Origin of the sequence: Flavobacterium faecale, from assembly GCF_048320115.1 — a bacterium.
GTDB lineage: Bacteria > Bacteroidota > Bacteroidia > Flavobacteriales > Flavobacteriaceae > Flavobacterium > Flavobacterium faecale_A.
Window position 1 is genome coordinate 2,669,679 of the sequence record NZ_CP182943.1, and the last position, 19,760, is coordinate 2,689,438.

General features: G+C 35.3%; 13 protein-coding genes. 4 read left to right on the forward strand and 9 right to left on the reverse strand.

All coding sequences use genetic code 11. From position 1 onward, the window contains the following. Positions 1–88 precede the first annotated feature (88 nt). From ACNH59_RS10865 to ACNH59_RS10905, 9 genes are all read right to left on the reverse strand, one after another. On the reverse strand, positions 89–1,387 hold the full coding sequence (locus tag ACNH59_RS10865) for an IS1380 family transposase (RefSeq protein WP_418262571.1): 1,299 nt from the start codon (positions 1,385–1,387) through the stop codon (positions 89–91). A 129-nt stretch (positions 1,388–1,516) separates the two neighbouring features. Next, complete coding sequence (locus ACNH59_RS10870; protein WP_418262572.1) at positions 1,517–2,083, reverse strand: REP-associated tyrosine transposase; 567 nt, start codon at positions 2,081–2,083, stop codon at positions 1,517–1,519. Between the two features lie 252 nt (positions 2,084–2,335). After that, on the reverse strand, positions 2,336–2,827 hold the full coding sequence (locus ACNH59_RS10875) for a hypothetical protein (RefSeq protein ID WP_418262573.1): 492 nt from the start codon (positions 2,825–2,827) through the stop codon (positions 2,336–2,338). Then, a complete protein-coding gene (locus ACNH59_RS10880; protein WP_418262574.1) occupies positions 2,811–4,277 on the reverse strand; it encodes a hypothetical protein in 1,467 nt (488 codons plus the stop codon). The genes ACNH59_RS10875 and ACNH59_RS10880 overlap by 17 nt, the downstream gene beginning before the upstream one ends. A 5-nt stretch (positions 4,278–4,282) precedes the next feature. After that, positions 4,283–5,824 carry a T9SS type A sorting domain-containing protein gene (locus tag ACNH59_RS10885; RefSeq protein WP_418262575.1) on the reverse strand — a complete coding sequence of 514 codons (1,542 nt, stop codon included), beginning with the start codon at positions 5,822–5,824 and terminating at the stop codon, positions 4,283–4,285. Positions 5,825–5,974: 150 nt separating this feature from the next. Further along, complete coding sequence (locus ACNH59_RS10890) at positions 5,975–7,237, reverse strand: hypothetical protein (protein ID WP_418262576.1); 1,263 nt, start codon at positions 7,235–7,237, stop codon at positions 5,975–5,977. Between the two features lie 56 nt (positions 7,238–7,293). Continuing rightward, positions 7,294–8,832, reverse strand: coding sequence for a hypothetical protein (locus ACNH59_RS10895; protein ID WP_418262577.1), 1,539 nt, complete (start codon positions 8,830–8,832; stop codon positions 7,294–7,296). Positions 8,833–8,837: 5 nt separating this feature from the next. Continuing rightward, positions 8,838–10,448 carry an O-antigen ligase family protein gene (locus ACNH59_RS10900; protein ID WP_418262578.1) on the reverse strand — a complete coding sequence of 537 codons (1,611 nt, stop codon included), beginning with the start codon at positions 10,446–10,448 and terminating at the stop codon, positions 8,838–8,840. Between the two features lie 638 nt (positions 10,449–11,086). After that, on the reverse strand, positions 11,087–12,643 hold the full coding sequence (locus ACNH59_RS10905) for a ThuA domain-containing protein (protein ID WP_418262579.1): 1,557 nt from the start codon (positions 12,641–12,643) through the stop codon (positions 11,087–11,089). A gap of 206 nt (positions 12,644–12,849) precedes the next feature. Between ACNH59_RS10905 and ACNH59_RS10910 the strand changes: the two genes are divergently transcribed. The 4 genes from ACNH59_RS10910 (at position 12,850) to ACNH59_RS10925 (ending at position 19,649) form a co-directional block, all read left to right on the forward strand. Continuing rightward, positions 12,850–15,618 carry a glycoside hydrolase family 78 protein gene (locus ACNH59_RS10910; protein WP_418262580.1) on the forward strand — a complete coding sequence of 923 codons (2,769 nt, stop codon included), beginning with the start codon at positions 12,850–12,852 and terminating at the stop codon, positions 15,616–15,618. Positions 15,619–15,750: 132 nt separating this feature from the next. Next, on the forward strand, positions 15,751–16,869 hold the full coding sequence (locus ACNH59_RS10915) for an energy transducer TonB (protein WP_418262581.1): 1,119 nt from the start codon (positions 15,751–15,753) through the stop codon (positions 16,867–16,869). A gap of 271 nt (positions 16,870–17,140) precedes the next feature. After that, the gene (locus ACNH59_RS10920) at positions 17,141–19,237 is read left to right on the forward strand and encodes a polysaccharide lyase 8 family protein (protein ID WP_418262582.1); all 2,097 of its coding nucleotides are present in this window, start codon (positions 17,141–17,143) and stop codon (positions 19,235–19,237) included. Between the two features lie 76 nt (positions 19,238–19,313). Further along, entirely contained in the window at positions 19,314–19,649 is a 336-nt protein-coding gene (locus tag ACNH59_RS10925; protein WP_418262583.1) for a hypothetical protein, read from the forward strand. Positions 19,650–19,760 lie beyond the last annotated feature (111 nt).

Here is a 19,760-nt window from a genome sequence, read left to right on the forward strand (position 1 = left end):
AAAAACATCACTAAACTTTTCATTATTAGACACACGTATCCCTTTATAGCATTACTATTTAGATTTTTTTTCGTTAAATAAAACCGCTCTAGGTTACAAAATTTATTTTCCCATATAACTTGAGTTTATTTATTCTGGCTGAACGCACCCATTTAGCAGGAATACATATAAATCTGAAAATAAATTTTTTAATTCTAAATTTTGGTGACAGGAAACTTACCATTTTAGAAAACTTTTCTATGGTATGAGTATACAAGTTTCTGCACATTGCCATCATTAAAAGGTAAACGGCATTTTGTTCAAGTTTTGAAAATGGTAATCTATTCCAACCAAAATCATTTTTTAAAATATCAAATTCTCTTTCACTTGCTCCACGAGCGTTGTAAAACATGACTACTTGGTCGTTTGTCATTTCCATATCATTGGTCATAATCATACTGTAATTGTATGCTTCTCCAGTAAAAACATTAATTTGTCCATCCCTCCTTACTTCTTTAGTAACAATCAATCTATATCTTTTTAAAGATTCAGTTTTTCTTTTATTACCTCTTGCGTGACGCTCAAAAGGGATGAATGTGGTTGCTCCTCTCAATAGCTTAGTGCTATTCGTTGTTATCTCTTTCCAGTCTGTTATTTTAGAAATTGCATTCTCTAAAGTAGCACTCATTCTAGCTCTAACGAAAATTCGTTTTGTAGCTTTCTCCATAGATTTAATAATCTCATAAGTAAATGAAGCTGAGTCAGCTCTTATAGCATCTATGGTAATGCCATTTTGGTTTAACATGTTTACCATTCGGTCAATCGTTTGATGTTGCATAACATGAGCAGTACTGTCACCATTGCGATTTTCCACATAAACAATATGTTCTCCGACTATCCCAACGCCTGGATAGTAACCAGTTTCTTTTTGATAACTTTTTCTGGCATCCGCTTTTGCGGTAAAGATTAAAGTATTGTCGTAATCTAAAATGACATCATCTTTCCTGAATCCTGGCAACTTAGTTAGCATTTTCAGATTTAACTTGTTCATTTTTTCTGCCAAGGAAAATTGATGTTTTTTCTTTCCTCTTTCTGCTGTGTAATATTGCGGAATATCAGATAACCCTTTTATTCGTTCAAGTAATCTATCAGGACTTGGAATTTCAATAAAAGGGTTGTTTTTCAAGTTGTCTTTCAAATTTATATTTAAATCTTCAGCGCAATCACCTCCACAAAAAAATACTGACCAATAAGACATTATCACATCAAACCAATTGTATTTTGATTGACTCGGTAACTTTGGCAGTTCTTCGATTAGTAATTCTTTGATTTTTAAATCAATTGCTTCCTTTATTACGAAATTTAATCCGCCAAATGCTGAGATATTAGAACTTTGTATTATTTTCATACCATGTTTTGTAATAACACTAAACTAAGTGAAAATGATTTCACTGTAAAACATTAATAATTAAAGTTTTACATAGTTTTTTAACATAGACATGCGGATTTCAGGATCCTTTCGTGTGGTTCGTTGTCGTTATATCCCAAACATTTTAAAAACAACGACATCATCAATCAGTCCTTTTTGACTCGAATAATCAATAGCACTACTATAAATATACTCTTCTGCTTTGTAAACTAATCCTGCTTCTACAGGATTATTGTGTACATAATCTATTTTTTGCTGAATAACTTTATTGCTCCAAAGTTCAATAGGTTTGTTATCATGTCTCCAAAATTGATAGTGTTTCACATTAGAATTTTTTTCTGCTTCTTTCTTGAAAAAATCCAACAAAAAATCTTTTCTGCTTTCCCTTGGATTTTCTTGTATTCTTTTAACAATGGACTGACTGGTAAATCTTTTTAAATCTCCAATTAGTAACTCTGGTTTTTGACCATTGACACTCCTAAAAACTAAATGAACATGATTGCTCATAATACACCACGCATGAATTTCTAATCCTTTGTTTTTTTGACAAAATTCTAGACTTTCAATAAACAAGTCTTTATACTCATTTCTAGTAAAGACATCTAACCAGCCCACTACAGCAAAGCTAATAAAATACAAACCTTCAGGATTATGGAATTTGTAATTCCTGCTCATATAATACTATTTTTATCATTGTAAATATAGTAAGAAAAACCTTTGATAAAAAAAATCTGATTAGCAAATGAATGCCAACCAGACTTTTTTAATGTTTCTAGAGTTAGAATATAAAATCCTGACTCTAATTAACGTACCACACGAAAGGATTCGTGCGGTAGCGGGGGGTGCGAAGTCAGAGACGTTCGCATAGCAATCCCAACTTTTATCAACGTTTAGTTATTAAAGAACACTTCGAATAGCTGGGGTTTTTTATCCCATCGTCAACATTTTTTTCTTTTTCAAAACCCAAATATTTTTTTCTTTCACAAAGAAATATATATCCTCAATCATTCCAATTCCTCTTGTTTTTCGCACAATAATACTTGCCTTGTTTTCACTGATTTGTAAATCACAAAATTGTACAAATAATATATTGCTGTCATGATTTTTTTTAGGAACTAATTTAAGTTCATATTTAGATTTAAATTCTAAAATGTCATTAGAATGAATTTTAAGAGGAATAAAATTTTTTGATTTGTTTACATTATTATGTCGATCTTCTACAGTTATTGAATCAATTAAACCAATTGTAAAAATATCCTTCTTTGTCATATATTTACTCATGTCGAAACTTTCAACAGAGTCAATTAATACATTGATATTGTATTTAATAAATTTATGCTCTATTGAATGCGTTTCTTTATTGTTTTTGCAACTGCAAAAAAATATTAATATAATGATAAATTTATAAATTCCATCCATAATTAGAAGCTATTTGAGTTGATCCATTTATTCCTAGAACATGATTAAAAACAGAAGCTTCAAAAACATGTCCAGCTTCATCCCCGTTATGTTTTTGTGGTAAACCATTATGAAATCGACCATAATGTACTAATTCATGTAGTATTGTCATAGCTACAAAAAATGAAGTTCCATTTAGATTCTCTTTATTTCCTAATTTATCATTGTATTCTCCTAATTCTAATTGTGAAATTAAAAATTTATCAATATAAATGACATTTGGAGTTGTATGGTTAAATTCTCCCCGTTCAGGAATTCCATTAGTAACCCTAATCTTATTTATGATATTAGTTGGCTCTAATAGAGCTAATGTTTGTTCTGTATTATAACCAGACAATTGATTGAAGATACTTAATAAGTTTGGATTATTCACTGTATAAGTTTTAATTTTATTTATAGTTTGTATTAAGTTTGGAAACGGTTTGTCTTCTAAAGTTAAAATCTCAATGTTATTTGTTTCACACGGACACATAACTACCCCTGTTTGCTTGGTTACAGTTATTTTGCTAGTTATGCTGGATTGCGTTTCGGTACAAACTTTCATACATGGTTCTTGGGGTTGTTCCGTAGGATTTACTGGGTCTACAGGTTCTTCAATAACAATAATACTCTCTTCTGGAGGACTTATTGGACTAGGGTCTAGTGATATTGGTGTAACTCCAGTTGGGCAATCTTTACCAGTAAAGCCACCTATACCATAAAGTGTGCCAACTAAACTTGTAACAGCCGTATAACTCAAACTTGGTACTTCGATATAATTGCCATGCTGTATTACAATGCTACCACCAATCAAAGTTCCTGCAGTACCAACTCGTGAAGATTTAACCAATGTTTGTGGTATATCATTTATACCTGGGAAATAAAATGGTCCTTTTAAATTTATAATATCTCCTGGGTTAATTGTTAATCTGTTGGTAATGTCTGTTTCAGGCAAACTGTTTTTACAATCATCATCAACTTTTTTTATACAATTACCTTTTATGTCTAAAGTAAAACCTTCAGGGCATCTTATTATTTTTGTGCATTCACAGTTACTACTATCAGCATTAACCAAAACATATCCAGCATCACAAGATGTAATCGTGCAAGGAGGATCTTGAGGGTCCTCAGGTGGTGTTTCATAATCACAACTACTAGGGTCACATTCACAATCATTATGATAAGAACTGTTTGAGTCACAAGGGTCATACGAATCACAAGGATAAGCAGAACTTCTATTGTCTGTACAATCACCATTATCAACGTATTCTTCTTCAGGACAATTTAAGCCCCAATCAGCACACCAATCAACGTCATGATGATCATTAATGATAACAACTTCTTCTAATTCATAAGGGTCCTGCGCATACCCCATCTGCCCGCACAACATACATAAGAACGTAAGTACGAATATATAATAATTTTTTCTCATCACGCTTATTGTTTAATTAAAATAGTTCGTACTATTTGGTTGTTGTAGTATAAGTTCAGGATGTAATTGCCTGCTGGGGCGTTAAAATCGATGTTTTGCTCTTGCAGGCCTGTACCTGTGGTGGTAAGGTTTTGTTGGTGTTTGATTAGCCCCATCATGTCATAAATCTTGATGTTGATAGGGGTTTGCTCGGCTAGGTCAAAACTGAGTTTAAAGCTGTTGGTAGGTACCGGGTTGGGGTATATTACTAGCTTGCTTACTAGTATTTCGCCTGCTTGTTGTGTTGGCTCTTGGTTGTTTTGCCTAGAGAGTATGAGGTACATTGGTTTTTCGTTCTCACGCTCTTTTGTATTGTAGAGTTGGAGGTTGCCTACAATATAGATGTCGTCTTGGTTTTCTACCACTTGCAGTTTGGCGTTTTTGAACTCAAAGTTGTCTATGCTTGTTTGGCGGTCTATGGCTCTGCCTATTTGAGTGTTGTTAAACAAAATTTCGTTTGCTTGGATACTGGCATTAAAACTTATGCTGTCTCCCTCTTGTTCTAGCCAGTTGCCGGTGAGTTCTTTTCCGTTTTGGTCAAAAGATACTTCGATAGGCGTAGTAGTCAGTACGTTTTGCCCGCTCCAGTCGTAACGCAATAGCGTACCGGTATAGTTGCCGCTTAGGTCTCCTTTGGTCAACTTTTGTTTTACAAGCTGTAGCTTTTTTGGGGCTTGGGTAGGGGCGGTATCCAGTTCCTGAGTTGTGGGAGCCGATACGGTTTGTAGCTGGTTTGGTTGCTTGTTTTCTAGTTCTGGGTTTTCTAGGTCTTCTTGAGCACGTTTGAGGCCTTGTTTGGCTGCTTTTTCAAACAGGGTTTTGGCTTTGGCAGCATCCATAGTTACGCCATAGCCGTTTTGGTAGCAGTAGCCTAGCATATAGGTTCCCATAGCATAGTTTTTGGCATCGGCTTGTTCAAAAAGGTCAATGGCTTTGCTGTAATCTTGTGGCACGCCAAAACCTTTGTAATGCAAATAGCCTTGGGCATACAGACAGCCCGCACTGCCGTTTTGTGCACCTTCTGCAAAAATAGTCATGGCTTGGGTGTAGTCTTGTGGTGTGCCTATACCGTCTTTGTGCATTTCGCCCCAGCGTTGGTAGGCAGTAATATAGCCTGCTTGGGCTGCTTTTTGGTAATACCCCAGTGTTTTGGTTGGGTCTTTGGGTATGCCAATTCCTTCTTTGTAATACAAGGCTAGGTTGTAGTAGGCTTGGGCGTAGCCGTTTTGCCCTGCTTTTTCAAACCATTCTACGGCTTGGGTTTCGTTTACGGGTATGCCCATGCCGTTGCTGTACATCATTCCCAAGGCATTCATAGCCTGCGCATTGCCTTCGGCTGCTTTTTGGCTAAAGGTAGCAAAGGCGGCTTGTGGGTTGTACTTGCTCGTACCTTGTAGGAGCTGGATTCTGGCGGTTCGTAGTTGGTCTACTGGTTTTTCTTGCGAAAAACTGTGTATACTGCCTAGTAGCAGTAGTAGGGCAAAGCCCGTTTGGATTGGTTTTTTCATATATGAAAGGGGTTAAGATTGTTTAAAAGGTTAATTGTTTAAGAGTTTAAATTGTTTAATTGTTTAATCGTTCAATTGCTTAATCTTTAATTCTTTGGGGTAAGGCTTTTGTTGCAATGGATGTGTTCCCCCTTTGGGGGTTAGGGGGATTTACCATTTCAAAGCATTTTTGGTGCTTTTGGCGTTGGTTTCGGCGGCTTGGAGTTCGTCTAGTTTTTGGAGCAGTTCTGGTTTTTTGGTTTCTACATCTCTACGGGCAAAAAGGTTGATTTTGTTGTTGTCCATTTTGACTCTTTCATTGGCTACCAAGGAGCGTATTTTGTAGATTCGGAATTCTTTGATGGTGGTGTTTTTGTCTAATCCAGCTGTCCAGTTTTGCTCTTCTAGTTGTTTCCAACTTGCATTGGCATAGCTTTGGGCTTGGTCTTCGTTCTTTTTACTCAAGACCATCAGGAGTTGTTTTGGGGTCAGAATTTCTGAAATACTTTGGTTCACAAAAGGGAACAACCCTATAGGAGTATTGTTTTTTTGTTCGTTTTTCATTTGTTCCACCTTTTTACATTTCACCAGTAATGAATCTACTTGAGCGGGAGTCAATTCTAGTAGTTTTTCATGTCGAACTGCTATAGCAAAAATGCTGTTTTTGTATTCGTTATGCGCTAGTATGTTTTTGTGCATCAAGAACAGGGGTTGCTTGTCAATACTGAATTTCTGTTTTAGATCAGAAAGTATTTTTGACGGAAACTTTTCGGCATCTTCATCTAAGAATACATTACGAGCGGTGTTGTAATTCAGCAACTCGTTGTATGCTTTTTTAGGGTCTTGATTTTTAATGATTTGCAATTGGTTTATTTCTTGCCATTCTTGATTGGTTTGTGCCTTAGACGCATCAGTATATACATAATAGGTAAGTAAACTGTGTTGTTTTTTGTCTAAGATAGAGTCAAGTTTTTGACGGTAATAGGGGATTCGTTTTTCAGGTTTTTTGGTGTTAGAGTTTTCTAGTTTTTCTATTTGTTTTCGGATTGCTATGATTTGGTCTGAATTTAATTTTAATTGTGGCGCTTGAACCAATGCAAGCAACAAGCGATTGGTTTTGTCTTCTTGGTACAAAAATTTTTCTAACTCGGTATAGTGCAACACGCCTTCAAGCAATGCTTTGTTCAGGCTGTAGTATTGTTTTAACTTTTCGGGATCCAGATTGTTTTTTTTGGTATTGGCTATACTGTCATTTACCAACATGCGCTGTCCTATTTGGGTTAGTTTGTCTTCGGTTAATGCTATTCTGGAGTTTAAAGTTCCTAGGTTTGTAACAATATGTGCCGGAAATTGGTTAATTACTTTGGGGCTTAGTTGGGCATGAGTAAATTGTATGAAGCCACAAAGGCAAAGGGTGTGAAGGAGGTTTTTCATGGTTTTTGTTTTTTGTTTAATCGTTTAAGGGGTTAATTGTTTAAATGTTTAATTGTCTAATACCAGGTTCGCTCTCCTTTCTCATCTACCACAAAGGGGCGTTCGTATCCTTTGGAGTCACTGGCTACTAGGAGCAGAAGGGCGTTTTTGGGTACTTTTTCATAAATAAAAGAAGTAGTTGTAGGGGTGGCTTTTTGTGCACTTACTAGTTTCCATTGGTTGTCCCAATAATAAAGTTTGTAGGTTTCATTGGGTTTTATTAATAAATAGCTACCAAAGGAGGTTATGGTTATATCCTGCAATTGGCTGTAATTGGGTGTGAGTACTTTGTTTTCGTTTTCGCCAATAAGTAAGGGAGCTGCGGCAGGAATCATTTTTCCATCGATATAATATTGTGGTAAAACAATTGTTTTTTTGCAAAGGTTTTTAAATTCGACTTGGTTGTTTATCACATCTCCCCACCAATAGGTTCTCCATTTCAAGCCATTAAAAACAGCGGTATAGGCAATTTTTTGCGGTACAATTGGTTTGCGCAAAGCACATTTTACCGTGGTAGTTGCCCAGTAATCAGGGGTTACATCTATGTAATTTTGCTGTCTCAAAAAACTCTCAGGAATCAAATCACTACTTACTTTTGCCGCCAAAGTAGTGGCTTGCTTAGAGTAGGTAATGCGCAATACCTTGGCGGGTTCTCTTTTGAGTGGGCCAACAGCATTTTTTTCGCCATAATCAAACGGAAAAGCTGTTTGAGCATCCATAAAAGTATTGGTAAGATGTCCTCCTGTGGCGGTTGCCCAATAGGGTATGCTGTTTACGGTAGCTGGTATTCCTAGGGAACGCATGGTAAACACACCAAGGTCGGCTAGGTCTTCGCACGGGCCTTGTTTGCGCAGTAAGAGTTGCATACTGCCTAGTCTAGGCAAGGGTTCTTTGCGTCCGCCACTGCCCCAGGAATTTTTGAACCAGGTGTTGGCTTCGTCTTTGATATAAGGTAGCGTTTGGGCAAAGCCTACTTCTTGGATTTTATCGGTTATCCAATTAAATTTTTGGCTATAGGTTGTGTGCCATTCTTGTAGCGGCTCTACGCTTACTCTATAGGGCAAAATGTATTCGCAAAAATTTTCAAAAGATACATTTTTCAAAACCGAATTTTGCCAGGCCGCAAAGGCTTGATCTATGTTTTGAATCAAATAATCGCCTTTGATGGTTTCTAGGTCTGTATACGTTATTGGTTTGGGTTCTATGCCTGGGTTTTGTTCTTTGATGGTCTCAAAAGCCTTGGCTGCTTGGTCAAAATCAGGGTAGTCTAGCTCATTATAAGCTATTTTTTGCCCCCCTTTGTTTTCCCAATAATAGTTTGCGGTTGTGTGAATATCCATATTGGCAATCAAAAAATAGATGGCTTTCAACTTCAAAGGGTCTTTGGCTTTTTGGCAGTAGGTTATCGCTTTTTCAAGCTCAGTTCGGTTTATGCCTGCTTTTTTTAGGTTTTGTTCTACAGCATTTGGATGTTGTGCCAGCATAGGCAACGTACTAATTAATAGTATTGCTAGTGTTTTACAGGCGTTTTTTAGGCGTTTTTGGCAGTGTGTCATTGTGGTTATTTTGATTCTGGATTTAAAAAAGAGTAGTTGCTCTGTTGGGGCGTTAGTTTTGTTTTTGGAATAATTGTTTTTTTATTTGGTAGTTTTTCATAATAAAAGCGTGTTTTTTTAGCCATTTTTTTATAATAGACAACCTTTTTAGATGGAATTTTTGGTTTTAAATCTATAATTCCTTGAGCGGTTTTTAGGGCGTTAAGGCTGTCTTTTTGCATTACATAGATTTTCATGAGTTCAAAACGGTAGCTAAATTTGGATGGTTTGAGTAGTATAAGTTTTTGGTATTGGGCTATTGCTTGTGGGTATTGCCCTAGTTTATGGTAGCTTTTGGCCAAACCCAAATAAAAAGAATAGTCGGTGGTTAGGGCAGTTGCCTTGTTTAAGGCAATAATGGTGGCAGGGTAGTTCTGTAATTTGTAATAAACGCCTGCTATATTGTTCCAATAATCACTGTCTTGGCGTAAGGATGGTTCTAGTTTTTGGAGTAGTTTTAAAGCTTCGGTGTAGTTGCCTTGTGTAGTAAGTGCAAACGCTATTTTGTTTTGTCTATCAGCAATTGCCATAGGTACCGTTACGTACATCACAAAAACAGAAGTAGCAATTGTTAGAATTGTAAATAGGAATTTAAGGCTATTGTTAGGCTTGACCGCTATTGTTTTTATGCTGTTTTGCTTAGTAGTCAAAATAGCAGCATAGATTAATACTAATGCCATTACTGGTGCAACAATCAAGGTGGTATTAAACATTGACATGACTATATAACCCACAACAGCAGCATAACTTAGCGCATATAAGTTGCTTTGCAAAACAGGAATAGGTTTTTCGGCTGTGCTATTGCTATTTTCTATTGGTTTTTTTGTGCAAAACAACAACGATCCAAAGAAAAACAGCATCAAAACCAAGCCTACACTACCACCTTCTACCAGTTGTTGTAGTATCTCATTGTGTGGCATAGAGATAGCCGCTACATTTTGAAGTTCGTCAATAGAGGCTTTTCCGTCTTGTATGTATTGGGATTGAAAGGCATTATAATGGCTAGAAAAATAGCCGTAACCATGGCCAGTGATTGGCTTATTGGTGGCCATTTGCGTAGCTACTTTCCAAATAAAAGCTCGTCCGTCTGCAGAGGCTTTTTTGGCATGGTATAATTTGGTTGTGATAGGTATAATAAGGAGTAAACCAAAGATAAGCAACGCCTTGATGCCCACACGGTTTTTCTTATCCTTTAGCCAATGTACAAACTGGTATTTGAATCCGTAATAAACTATTACTTGTATAGCAACTCCTATATAAGCTGTTCTGCATTGGAGTAAAACAAGAGCTAGTAGTATAAGCACAAAGCCTATTTTCGCTTGTTTTTTCACTGAAGTTTCAAATAAATACAGAAATGCTGGAACTGTAAGGGCTAAAAATAAAGCGGTTACATTGGGGTTTGCCCAAGTACCTGTAACAGCAAAATAGGTGCTCAGACTGCTTATAATACCAAAGTATTGTCCAAAACAATACATAGATTCAGCCAAAGCCAGTAAGCCAATGCCTTTGAAGAGTATGTTGCAGTTGTAATTAGAATAACTAAATGCGGTGGTAGTTTTGTAGAAAAATAATCCCAATACCACAAAATATAGTGTGTAATAAGGGGTTGCTAGACCGCAAACAAATTGGCTTAGTACATATATAGTCCATAAACCAAAACTTAAAACAGGGAGTTTAAGTTTAAGTGATTGATTTGTAGTTAAATATGAATAGAGGGGGGTAATTGCAAAAGCTAAAGCACTAATGCAAAAACCATAAAAGGCAAAAGTAGTTTGGTTGTAAAAAAAATCAATATTGAGTAAGCTAATACTCAGAACAAGCAATAGAAAAAAATGAAATGAACTTTTGGTTAGAAATCTGGAGAGCATTTGGTTAAGTTTTATCTTACCAAATTTATCTTGGTGTTTAGATTATTCTGTGCTGTATTGTAGGGTTTTATTTGTTTTTTACGAACTTGCTATGTAATAAATATTTTACGTGTGAATAATGATGTAATTTTAGCTGAAAAGTATTAAAAAATAAGAATTTTACATTATTTCACATATTTATGACTTTTGTTAACAGATTCCCAAAACTTCAGTATGCCTATGTTCTTCAAATCGTAAACCAATAGCGATCTATTTATTTTTATAAACAAAAAAAGTTGTAACCGTTTTAATGATTACAACTTTCTTTTTACTTTGCTTGCTTAGCTTTATCTCATCCTGAAATAAGTTTACAATTGTTTTCTGATAGATTTTGGAAAAGAACGAATGGTTTTAATTTCAATGTTTTTATAAAAAGCCTCAGCTGCTTCCGATTGAATTTGGATTAGCCCTTTAGTTGCGGCTACTTCCTGTTTATCTGGAGTAATTCTTTTTAGATTTTCTAAAGCCATTACCACTTTTCCATTAACCACATGAATACTTTTATCTCCCAAACAATACACTTCAAGCGTATTCCATTCGCCTTCTGGTTTTTCGTTATCAAACCCTCTTTTTGCCATATTGAAAGGAGTTTTTTTACCACTCATAATTTCTTGTTTTGGAGCGTTTTTTTGATAACCAAGTAGTTTGCCATCATTCACAGGAGTTAATGGAATGGTTGCTTCCACACCTCCCAAGGCGTAGTAATCACCCATATCATGAATTTGAACTTGAAATTCATGAGATTGCATCCAAACATTCCAAAAAGTACGATAAGGTCCATTGGCATGATATAAAATGCCGTTGTCTTTGGGTAATTTTAATCGAGGTTCCCATATTTTATCTCCCCATTTGAATTGTAATTTTAAATGGTAATTTTCATATTCTAACTTAGAGGTTAAGGCACCGTATATTTCGCCAGATATATGTAAAATAGTTTCGTTTCCTTCTTTTTCCATTTTAAAAACTTCTTTGGGATCATTGTTTAATCCCAAAGGTTCTCCAGTTTTTCCGTTGCTAGTAGGGTCTACATTGGCTAGGTTTTGCACCGTTCCGTGTGGACAACCAATAAAAACGGCCCAATTATCATTTAAATTATCGGTAAGTAGTTTATTTGGTTTTTTTGTGGATGGTGCTGGATCATTTATTTTGCCACCTGCCCATAGAATTCCGTTTTGTAATTCTTTTAGAAACATAGCATCATCATATTGTTCTTCCCTATGTCCTAAACCAGTATAAAAAATGCGTCCTCCATCATAATGGTGGAACCAAGTAATTGGATGATTTTTATTCATTTTTCCTCCAGTATAGGATGCTTCGTCTAAATAAGTTAGGACTGTAACATACGATTTTACAGGTTCTTTGAAATTATACCATTCATCAGTGGTTTCTCTAGTTTTGTAATCATTAACCATAAAAGGAGCATAGGACGGGGAGGTAACGAGTGTTGCTTTTTGAATTTTAGGATGCTCATTAAATACTGCTCCAACCATGTTTCCGTACCATGGCCATGATTTTTCGGTATCAGTTGCAGCGTGCAATCCAACAAAACCTTTGCCTTGAGCGATATAATTTTGGAATGTTTTTTTTTGCTCGTTGTTAAATAAATCACCTGATGTGTTCAAAAAAATCAAAACATCATATTGATAGATACTCTCGTTAAAATCGTTAGAATCTTCAGAAAATTTCATTTCCCACTTGTTTTGCGCACCAAGAGTTTTTAAAGTTTCGATTCCTTTTGGGATAGATTTGTGTCTAAAAGCTTGTGTTTTCGAAAAAACAAATACTTTTAAAATATTATTTTTTGCGAATACATTGAAAGCAAAAAATAGCATTAATGCCATCAGAAGTGGTTTTGTGAATTTCATAATTCCTTTTTTGAGTTAATTTTAATTTATTGGTAATGATTCCCAAATATAACTATAAAACAAAAAAAAAGGATACAGCATAGAGCAGTACAGTTGTTTTCGGTTTTTCTGTTATTTTTAAATTTTAAAATATCTTTTTAGGATAATTACGTTTTGGTTATACTTGGATATTTAAGAGAGAATAACGAATCCTAATAAATTAATAAATGAAATTAATAAAAATGAGCATGCGCTTTAGTTTGGTTTTTTTACTTTTTTGTACGCAAATTGTCATCGGAGCACCGAAAAACAAAATAGTAAAAACCGTTTGTGAGTACCGTACCAATCCTGTTGGGATTGATGTTGTAAAACCAAGATTCAGTTGGCAAATTGTAGCTGAAGGACAAAATGTGAAGCAAGTTGCTTATGAAATTAGAGTAGCCAAAACGCAAGCAGCATTAAACAGTACTAAAAATCTGCTTTGGACATCTGGAAAAGTATCTTCTGATGAATCAGTAAATGTAGTTTATGGAGGAGTTCCTTTAAAATCTATGGAACGTGCCTATTGGCAAGTACGAGTTTGGGACAATAAAAACAAGGTTTCTGACTGGAGTACTCCTGCCTTTTGGGAGATGGGAATCTTAGAAACTTCTTCTTGGAAAGCCTCTTGGATTACAATGAAAGACGAACAAAAATCGACTACATCCCTGCCAAGTCAATATTACAGAAAAGAGTTCTCTGCGAATAAAAAAGTAAGTTCTGCTCGTGTATATGTGACTTCTTTAGGATTGTACCAATTATTTTTGAATGGTAAAAAAGTGAGTGACGATTTGTTTACCCCTGGGTTTACCAGTTATAAAAAACGCATTCAATACCAAACTTATGATGTGACCGATAGGATTGGACAAAAAAACGCCATCGGAGCCATTGTTGGCGATGGTTGGTATCGTGGGTATTTGGGTTGGGACGGATTGCGTAGTTATTATGGAGACCAATTGGGGTTGATTGTTCAATTGAAAATCAATTATACAGACGGAACTTCAGAAACAATTACTACTGATGAAAACTGGAAAGTGTCTTATGGTGCTATTTTAAAATCAGATATTTACAATGGGGAAAAATACGATGCTCGGTTAGAAATGGACAATTGGTGTCAATCAGGTTTTGATGATAGCAAATGGGCAAAAGCTGGCGTATTGAACCATTCGAAAGAAATTTTAGTAGCATCCAATAGTATTCCAGTTAAAGTTACCCAACAAATTACACCAATAAAAATAATCAAAACACCCAAAGGCGAATTGGTTTATGACCTAGGACAAAACATTGTTGGTTGGGCAAGATTGAAAGTAAAGGGAAAAAAAGGCGATGTGGTAACCTTAAAATTTGCTGAAGTTTTGGACAAAGACGGAAACTTTTTTACTAAAAATCTTCGTGCTGCCGAAGCTACAGATGTGTATACACTAAAAGGTGGCGCTGAAGAAGTTTTTGAACCTCATTTTACGTTTCACGGTTTCCGTTTTATCAAAGTCGAAGGCTATCCTGGAGCACCTCCAACAGTAGATCAAATTACTGGAATGGTCATCCATTCCGATATGAAACAAACAGGTACCTTAACGACTTCGGACCCATTAATCAACCAATTGCAAAAAAATATCCAATGGGGACAAAGAGATAATTTCTTGGACATCCCAACCGATTGTCCGCAAAGGGACGAACGTGTGGGCTGGACAGGTGACGCACAAGTATTTAGTATGACCGCTGCCTACAATTATGATGTGGCTGCTTTTTATACCAAATGGCTGAAAGATTTGGCTTTAGATCAACAACCTAATGGCGAAGTTCCGAATATTATTCCCGATATGTGGAAGAATAAATTGGGAGGTACTACCGCTTGGGGAGATGCCGCTGTAATCATACCGTGGACGGTTTACAAATCTTATGGCGACAAACGAATTCTTGAAGAACAATATTCAAGCATGAAAGCTTGGGTGGATTACATGGCCAAAAATGCAGGCGATGATTATCTGTGGAATCAAAACCGTTGGCATTGGGGAGACTGGTTGGCCTTTCACTCAGACAAACCCGATTATGCAGGTTCAGTAACCGAAAAAGATTTAATTGCAACCGCCTATTTCAATTATTCGACTACTATTTTGAGTAAAGTAGCTGCTATTATAGGGAATACAGCCGATGCTGAAAAATACAGCCAATTAGCGGACAATGTCAAAAAAGCTTTTATCCAAGAGTATATTACACCTAACGGAAGATTGGTTTCACACACGCAAACGGCCTATGCCTTGGCACTATCTTTTGATTTAGTTCCTGAGAAGTTAATTCCGAATGCAGCACAATATTTTGCCGATGATGTCAAGAAATTTGGTCACTTAACGACTGGTTTTGTTGGAACCCCATTATTGTGCAGTACACTGTCCCGAATTGGGCGTGATGATTTGGCTTTTATGTTGCTCAATCGCAAAGAATATCCGTCATGGTTGTATCCAGTAACCCAAGGAGCAACTACCATTTGGGAGCGTTGGGATACCCAAAAACCAGACGGGACTATCATTGACGGAATGAATAGTTTCAACCATTATGCCTACGGAGCCATCGGGGAGTGGTTGTACAATCATGTAGCGGGATTGAGCATCGATCCCGAAAATCCGGGCTACAAACACATTCTTTTTCACCCGCATCCAGGTGGTGGTTTAACGCATATGAAGGCGGAATTTGAATCCTTATACGGAAAAGTGGTTTCGAATTGGGAGATTAAAGGGGAAGATTTTATTTATAATGTAACTATTCCAGCAAATACAACAGCTACGGTTACCTTACCAAAAGTAAAATTAAATGATGTTATGCTAAACGGTTCGCCTTTAAAATCGGATATCAAGAAAAATGCTAAAGAGAATGGAGCCAAGGTTGAATTGAAATTAGGTTCTGGAAGTTATTCTTTCAGTTATGCATCGGGTAAAAAATTCAACGTAGCCCCCAAATAAATTTTTACAATCGTTTGTTAATGTTTATAAAACCTTCGCAGACTTGAAAAAAAACTTTAAAAATTGTATCGAGATCTGTTCTTGATACAATTTTTATTTAATTGATATTCCTTAAAAAAAATCCTTTACTATATGAAATCAAAACTAATTCTGTTATTGATACTATTAATTTCAGTAAAAAACTATTCACAAATAACAACTTCAATAAATAATTATACCGAAAACGACAAATTAATTTATTTGGATTCTGCAGGAAATATTACCTCAGAAATCGCTCATAAATACTATAGAATAATCAAAGATTACAATTTAGAAAAGAAAAACTATAGGGTATTTGATTATTATAGGTCTGGTTCCTTATTTATGGAAGGAACATCGGATAATAGAGAGTTGGTTTTAAAAAATGGTTTGTTCACTTATTATTATGAAAATGGTAATAAAAAAGGTGTTGCAAATTATGTGAACCGTGTTCAAGAAGGTGAGGAAATCAAATGGTATAAAAATGGGGTCAAGCAATCTGTTAAAAACTATGCGAATGGAAAATTAGATGGCAAGAATTCTAGTTGGTATGATAACGGTAATCAAAAATCTACTAGTTTTTATATACGTGGGGGTGTTAATGGTAAAGTTACAGATTGGTATGAAAACGGAAATAAAAAATCTGAAGTAGTGTATGAGTTTATTACAACCAAATTGAGTGCAACAACTACGTCAAAGACAACGGAAGTTAAAATTAATCAATTTTGGGATGAAAATGGAGTACAGAAAGTTATTGACGGGAATGGCGATTATGAAATAGACGAAAATAATTTTTATGCTCAAGGCAAAGTAAAAAATGGTTATTATGATGGCGTATGGAAAGGTAATTATAAAAATTATAATTACAGATACAACGAGATTTATAAGGATAATAGATTCGTTTCAGGTGAAGGTATTGACAAAGATAATTTGACTCATCAATATACTTCAATTCGAACAAAACCACAGCCAAAAAATGGAATTACAGATTTAAATAAATACATTGCTAAAAATTTTCAAATGAAAAATACTGATAATTTTTCTGGTAATTTATTCGTTTCCATTGAAGTTGAAGCAGATGGAACGGTAAGCAACGTTAAGATTATAAAAGATATTGGGAATGATGCCAGTCAGGAACTGATTAGAGTGCTAAAAGGCTATAAAGACTGGAATCCTGGAGAATTAAGAGGTAGAAAAGTGAAATCTACAATTACATTGCCAATTGCAATTTAGATTAAAATTTAACTACTACTTATAGACTTTTACCAAAATAACATCAAGCGCTATCAGGATGGTATAAAAATGAAATTTGTACCAATACAAAGACGATAAAGACAAATTAAAAGAAGTGGTATTTGTAGTTAATAAATAAAGATTCTAAAAGTATTTTCTTATGATACTTTAGGGTTTTTCCTCACGCAAAATCCTGAACCAAATTCTATTTGCGGTTAAAATTTACATTTTGGTACTTTAAATACAGTAATTAGATTCAAAAAAAATCAATATGAAAAATAAAATTTTCCTTTTCTTATTTTTAGTAGCCATGAAAACGAGCGCAATAAAAGCGCAAGAAACACCGACTTACCCGAATGAATTGAAACAATTTCGTGACAATGTCATTTCCGATTTTTTAAAAGATCCTGTAACCGAAAAATCGGCAGTAAAATTAATATCCGCTATCGATGAAAAAGGAAGATGGGAAAACATTGACTACACTAGCACTCGCCGAAGTGCTTGGCCCGTTCTGGGACATCTCAACAATTTGCAAGTATTGATAAAAGCCTATCGTACAAAATCATCTTCATTTTATAATGATAAAGCGCTTAGTCAAAAGATAAAACTTGCATTGAATTATTATTTAGACAATGACTTTCAATCTGATAATTGGTGGTACTCTCAAATTGGTTCCCCCAATAAATTATCCCCAATTTTAGTGACCATGGAAGACGAAATGACTCCAGAGCAATTGGCCAAAGCGATCAAGTTGATGAGTAGAGCCAAGATTGGAATGACCGGTCAAAATAAAATTTGGCTTTCTGGAAATGTCATGATCAAGTCGCTGCTGTTGCGCAATATCGATAGTGTGGCTATTGCTAGCAACACGATAAAAAATGAATTGAAGGTAACAGCGGGAGAAGGAATTCAGCAAGACGCTTCCTATCACCAACACGGAAAACAATTGCAGTTTGGAAACTACGGCATGCACTATCTAGAAGATATGGTTAAATGGATGGCGATTTTGAAAGGAACCCCTTTTGCTTTCGACCAAGAAAAAATAGTGATTCTGCGTGACTATGTTTTGAACGGACAACAATGGGTTTTTTACAAAAAAGCGATGGACATTAGCGGTTGCGGACGACAATTATTCAGAGGAGCTCCCGAAGCCAAAAAAGACACCATGCGCTATCAGATGAAACATTTGGCACTTATTGATACTGATTTTGCAAAACAATATGAGGACGTAAACGACTATTCAAAAACCAACGGAGATAAATTCTTTTGGCGATCGGATTTTCATGTCAATCGAACACCCAATTATTATTTTTCGGTTAAAACCTGTTCCTCTAGAGTCTTAGGTGCAGAATCTGCCAATTCAGAGAATTTGTTAGGTTATTATATGGGAGATGGCGTTACTTTTTTATACCAAACCCAAGAAGAATACCAAGATATTTTTCCGTTTTGGGATTGGAAAAAATTGCCAGGAACCACTCTAAAACAAGATGACAAACCGCTTCCTGTTTTAACAGCAAAAGGCTACTCAATAGATAGTGATTTTGTAGGCGGGGTTTCTGATGGTCAAAACGGAATTTCCGTGATGTGTTACAATAGGGATGGGCTGCAAGCAAACAAATCCTGGTTTATGTTTAACAACAAAATCATCTGTTTGGGTAACGGAATCAAAACATCTGAAAAAGTAGCCGTAGCCACTACAATAAATCAAACGTATTTAAAAGGGCAGGTTGTTGTGAAAACCAAAAAAGGAGTTAAGAACTTATTAGGAAATCAAATAATTGATAATCCAAATTGGATTTTGCACGATAACGTGGGCTATATTTTTCCAAATGGAGGTAAACTCAATCTAGAAGCACAAACAGTCGAAGGGTCTTGGAGTCGTGTTGCGGCTTCTTATCCTGATGAAAAAATAAAGGCCAAAATATTCAAGCTTTGGTTAGACCACGAAGTACAACCTACAAACGGAAATTATGCTTACATCATGGTTCCTAATGCTGATAAAGAAATACTGGCTAAGATGGAAAAAAAATCAGAATTTGAAATTCAGAATAATTTGGATTATCAATCGGTGATAACTAAAGATGGGGAGTTAATGGGAATCGTTTTTTATAAAGCTTCAAAAGTTCCATTCTTAGGCGGAATTGAAGTCGATAGTCCCTGTGTTATGATGATTGAGAAATCAGGTAAAGAAGTCACGATTTCACTAGCGGATCCTACTCATCAATTAGGTGAAATAGTAGTTACGCTATCCGGTAAATACATTGCTGAAAATGCAATTTCAAAAAATGGAATTACAAAAGTAAAAGCCGAATTACCGAAAAAGCTGTATGCAGGAAGTGCTGCCAAAATCGTATTTGAAATAAAATAATTTGCTAGCAGTACAATACAGCATAAGAATGTTAAATATTAGTTTTAATTTAGATAAAACTTAATCCAAAAACAATATGAAAAAACTACTTGTAATTGTCGTTTTAATGTTTGCAACCGTAACAGCGACAGCGCAAAAAAGATTTGAAGAAGCTGCTAAAGCAACCGTAGCCGAGATGGCCGGTGTAATTAAATTGTCTACTGAACAGTCGGATAAAATTTATGAGTTGCAATTAAATGTCAACAAAAAAATTAGTGAAATTAGAGAAAAGTACAAAGACGACAAAGATAAAATTAAAGAAGAAGTGCTTTTAATTAATAAAGAAAGTTATGCTGCAACTAAAGAAATAATAGGAGCTTCAGATTTGAAAACTTGGTCAGAATACAAAAAAGAACAAAGAAATAAAAAATAATTTTATTTTAAAGAACGAGTATATTTTTTAAATAATTATTTTAAATTAGACTTTGGTACAAAAACCGCCACATTTCATAAGAAATCTGGCGGTTTTTTTTACCCTAACTTT

What these genes read in the sequence shown, in the direction of transcription:
- ACNH59_RS10865 (WP_418262571.1), bottom strand. Translation starts at nt 1,387, where the DNA reads ATGAAAATAATACAAAGTTCTAATATCTCAGCATTTGGCGGATTAAAT.
- ACNH59_RS10870 (WP_418262572.1), bottom strand. Translation starts at nt 2,083, where the DNA reads ATGAGCAGGAATTACAAATTCCATAATCCTGAAGGTTTGTATTTTATT.
- ACNH59_RS10875 (WP_418262573.1), bottom strand. Translation starts at nt 2,827, where the DNA reads ATGGATGGAATTTATAAATTTATCATTATATTAATATTTTTTTGCAGT.
- ACNH59_RS10880 (WP_418262574.1), bottom strand. Translation starts at nt 4,277, where the DNA reads ATGAGAAAAAATTATTATATATTCGTACTTACGTTCTTATGTATGTTG.
- ACNH59_RS10885 (WP_418262575.1), bottom strand. Translation starts at nt 5,824, where the DNA reads ATGAAAAAACCAATCCAAACGGGCTTTGCCCTACTACTGCTACTAGGC.
- ACNH59_RS10890 (WP_418262576.1), bottom strand. Translation starts at nt 7,237, where the DNA reads ATGAAAAACCTCCTTCACACCCTTTGCCTTTGTGGCTTCATACAATTT.
- ACNH59_RS10895 (WP_418262577.1), bottom strand. Translation starts at nt 8,832, where the DNA reads ATGACACACTGCCAAAAACGCCTAAAAAACGCCTGTAAAACACTAGCA.
- ACNH59_RS10905 (WP_418262579.1), bottom strand. Translation starts at nt 12,643, where the DNA reads ATGAAATTCACAAAACCACTTCTGATGGCATTAATGCTATTTTTTGCT.
- ACNH59_RS10910 (WP_418262580.1), top strand. Translation starts at nt 12,850, where the DNA reads ATGAAATTAATAAAAATGAGCATGCGCTTTAGTTTGGTTTTTTTACTT.
- ACNH59_RS10915 (WP_418262581.1), top strand. Translation starts at nt 15,751, where the DNA reads ATGAAATCAAAACTAATTCTGTTATTGATACTATTAATTTCAGTAAAA.
- ACNH59_RS10920 (WP_418262582.1), top strand. Translation starts at nt 17,141, where the DNA reads ATGAAAAATAAAATTTTCCTTTTCTTATTTTTAGTAGCCATGAAAACG.
- ACNH59_RS10925 (WP_418262583.1), top strand. Translation starts at nt 19,314, where the DNA reads ATGAAAAAACTACTTGTAATTGTCGTTTTAATGTTTGCAACCGTAACA.